General features: G+C 39.7%; 3 protein-coding genes and 2 pseudogenes. 4 read left to right on the forward strand and 1 reads right to left on the reverse strand.

Annotated elements, in window-relative coordinates; all coding sequences use genetic code 11:
* Positions 1-256 (reverse strand): hypothetical protein (locus tag MUB24_RS22785; protein ID WP_244708000.1); only part of this gene is annotated, 256 nt, incomplete at its 3' end.
* On the opposite strand from MUB24_RS22785, the gene MUB24_RS23405 reads away from it, so the two are divergent.
* The 4 genes and pseudogenes from MUB24_RS23405 to MUB24_RS23410 all read left to right on the forward strand — a co-directional run bounded on the left by MUB24_RS23405 (position 201) and on the right by MUB24_RS23410 (position 3,231).
* On the forward strand, positions 201-794 hold the full coding sequence (locus MUB24_RS23405; protein ID WP_280517133.1) for a DUF6431 domain-containing protein: 594 nt from the start codon (positions 201-203) through the stop codon (positions 792-794). The two genes, MUB24_RS22785 and MUB24_RS23405, sit on opposite strands and share 56 nt — an antisense overlap.
* Before the next feature lie 144 nt (positions 795-938).
* Positions 939-2,309: pseudogene (locus MUB24_RS23860) on the forward strand (transposase); the annotation flags it as partial.
* 144 nt (positions 2,310-2,453) lie between these two features.
* Positions 2,454-3,116: pseudogene (locus MUB24_RS23865) on the forward strand (ExeA family protein); the annotation flags it as partial.
* On the forward strand, positions 3,106-3,231 hold the full coding sequence (locus tag MUB24_RS23410; protein ID WP_280517132.1) for a hypothetical protein: 126 nt from the start codon (positions 3,106-3,108) through the stop codon (positions 3,229-3,231). The pseudogene MUB24_RS23865 and the gene MUB24_RS23410, both read left to right, overlap by 11 nt.
* Positions 3,232-3,409: the final 178 nt, after the last annotated feature.

Genomic DNA, 3,409 nt, shown 5'->3' on the forward strand with positions numbered 1-3,409 from the left:
TGTTCGGGGCCAGCTCTAATGTCGGTATTTGGTAGAAATTGGCCAACATTTTTGTCGGGGCATATACAAATAAAGAACCGTCAACTCTACTGACCATAGTATAATGATTAGTAGAGCTGACGGTTCTTAAACTAAGAAAGGAAAAGGTTATTTGCTCCTCTATGCTTGCAGGCCAGAGAACAAATAACCTCCCACTTATAATGATAATTTTACTAGAAAGTCCTTTATCCTTCAAGAAATATTTGAAGTTCGTCAAACAATTTAATCAAGATGTTTTTTGTCCATGTTGCGGTAGGTTAACAAGAAAACATGGAAAATATGAAAAAACGGTTCATAGTAAGCATCAATCCTTTCGGATTCCAATCATGCGCAGAAGATGCCCTGATTGTAATAAAACTTTTTCTTTAATGCCTTGTTTTACTCTTCCTTGGGGAAGATTTGTGAATCATATTTATGAGTTTTTTGGCAGATGGATATTGGAAGGGGTTCCTATTAGTCAATTGGCTGAGGGGTTAACGACTTCTTCTGTTTCAGTTGTCTCTCTTAAAACACTATATCGTTGGAAACACCGGTTTTATGATTTCTGGGAGAAGTGGTGGATTGATCAACGAAGGCAGTGGGCATCTGAATTTCAAGAAGGGGAAGGTGTGCTGTCCTTTTATCGAAGGGGAATTCATTCTCAGGAAGAAATACAGATTCTAATTTCCTTCTTTTTTGGAAGAAAAGGTTCTATTCCCTGTAAGGGAAGGCTTTTTTCCTTGATCAACCTCCGCCAATCATTTTTACATAGGTGAGTCAACTAAAGCGTCGGCCCTTTTGGTTAAATATTCCATCACTTCCACTTCCTTGCTCCACAAAATATGTCCCTACCTTTTTGGACAGATTTTGAGGAAAATAGGGGTTGTTTCTTATTTTATGGAATAAGGGGAGAAAAAGAGATGGATGAAACGTTACGTAATGAAGTGGCTACCTTTCGATTTGGCTTAATTGCTTCTATCGTTCAACGGCAGCTACAGCCTGGGGAGAGGTATGCCCTTTTGAGGGAAATCGCCAAGCAACGATATACAATCCCAGGAAGTGAAAAGACTACCGTGAGTGTCAGATCCTTGGAGAGATATTTACAAGCCTACGAAAAGGAGGGCTTTGATGGTCTAAAACCTCGGTTAAGAGAAAAAAAGGGAACTTTACGCAATCAAAAGCCCGAAGTACTAAAACGAGCGATTGAACTGAGGAAGGAATTACCAAGCCGAAGTGTTGAACAGGTTATTCGGATTCTGGAATTAGAGGAAACGATTCCGGTAGGTGTCCTAAAGCCACGAACTCTATCTCGTTACTTTCAAGAAATGGGCTGGAGTAAGAAGGATATTTACCGTGCGGTAAAAAGGGAGTTTCGCCATTTTGAACATGAGTTACCAAATGATTGTTGGCAGGCGGATACACAGCACACCCTCTATTTGCCAGATCCAAAGAATCCAGAAAAGCGAAAAAAGGCCTATTTGATCGCCATAATCGATGATCATAGTAGGAGAATTATGCATGCGGAATTTTTCATGGAAGAAAGATACCCTCGTTTAGAACGTTGTGTCCAAAAGGCTGTAATCAGATTTGGTGTTCCGAATCTTTTTTTCTGTGATAATGGTTCGGTGTATAGTGCGAAACAGTTTCGAATTATGTGCGCAAAAATGGGGACAAAGCTTATTCATGCTAAGCCCTATTCGCCAGAATCAAAGGGCAAAATTGAAAAATTTTTCCAATATGTAGATAGTAGTTTTACAGGAGAGGCGAATCTCTTAATTAACCAGGGGAAACTCACGACATTAAAACAATTGAATGAATACTTACGTTCTTGGTTAGAAGCGTATGATAACCGTGTTCGTCGGAGTACGAAACAAACACCTAAGAAACGGTACGAAGCACAGATGGATCATACTCGTCATCTTCCCGTTGAAATATTAAAAGAAATTTTCCTTTGGGAAGAAGAACGAACCGTGCGAAAAACAGCCATTATTGAAGTGGATGGAAATTTATATGATGTCGATTCCTCCTTACGTGGAAAACGAATTCAAATTCGCTATAATCCCTTCGATCTATCCACCATTCAAGTGTGGAAGGATGATGCGCGTTTTGAAGACGCCAAGACCGCGGAACTTAGAAATCAAAGTCATTCTAAATTACCAGCTGATCCAGAGGATCATCGCGTTTCTAATGGATTCCCTAGTTTCTTAGAACAATTAAAGAAAAAACAGGAAGAAGAGAAACGAAAACAGGTTGGTGTCACAAGCTTTTCCAAGCTAAAAGAGAAACAATCAAGGAGGAATGAAGAAGTGCTAGATTTTTTTGAAATGAAGGATGTTCCATTTACCCGAGAAATCTCCCCTAGTCATCTGTTTGACTCCTCTTGCCAAAAGGAAGCTTCCGCCCGATTAGAATATGCCGTGAAGCACCGTCAATTTTGCCTTTTGACTGGGGAAGCTGGGATGGGAAAATCAACGGCCATCCGTTCATTAGTTCATCAATTAGATCCGATTCATTATCACTATCTTTATATATGTGATTCTTCCTTGACCCCGAAACTCTTTTATCGAGAAGTTCTGCAGAACTTCGGTATCCAACCTGCCTTTCGGTCAACGGATGTGAAGCGACAATACCAAGCTTTGGTGCTTGATATTTATGAAAATGAGAAAAAGCTACCTGTCATTATATTAGATGAAGCCCATCACTTTTCTGATTCTATGTTACAGGAATTGCGCTTTATCCTCAACTTTAAGGAAGATTCAATGTCCCCCCTATCGTTGATTGTGGTGGGACAGCCTAGCCTGCGAAATCTACTAAAGGTAAAGCAACTCGAAGCGATTGACCAGAGAATTCAAATGCGATATCAAATGAGTGGTTTAACGGAAAAAGAAACACATGATTATATTCGCCATCAGTTAAAGATGGTAGAAACACCCCATGAGATTTTTTCCGAGGAAGCCATTCAAGCCATATATAACTTTAGCCAAGGGGTTCCACGGAAAATTAATACCCTTTGTAGTCAAAGCTTATTAGACGCCTTTATTCAAGGAAATAAGATTGTGGGAGAATCTCATATTCATCGGGTAATCAATGAATTGTAAAGAAGAGAGAGCCTTATATCATGAACAGTTGGAAAATGAGATTGTGGGAATGGAAGCAACGATTGAGAGATTAAGAAGTGAGATACACGAGTTAATAGAAATAAAAAACGCTTAAAAATTGAATATTTCATTGAAAAAAGAGCTGAATAAACTCATCGAGGGCGACTTGACATCTTAGATTTCGGCAGTTGAGTTGTCTTTTATAAATGCCAGTGGCATTGGAGGTGGCGGTTATTAGATTGCCCCGTCAATGCCACTGGCTATATAGCCGCCATTGAGAGTGGCTGCGGACA

This window comes from Lederbergia sp. NSJ-179 (assembly GCF_022867885.1).
In the GTDB taxonomy this organism is placed as follows: Bacteria; Bacillota; Bacilli; order Bacillales; family Bacillaceae_C; genus Lederbergia.

Coding starts and splice junctions, on each gene's coding strand:
- MUB24_RS23410 (WP_280517132.1), top strand. CDS start 3,106: ATGAATTGTAAAGAAGAGAGAGCCTTATATCATGAACAGTTGGAAAAT.
- MUB24_RS23405 (WP_280517133.1), top strand. CDS start 201: ATGATAATTTTACTAGAAAGTCCTTTATCCTTCAAGAAATATTTGAAG.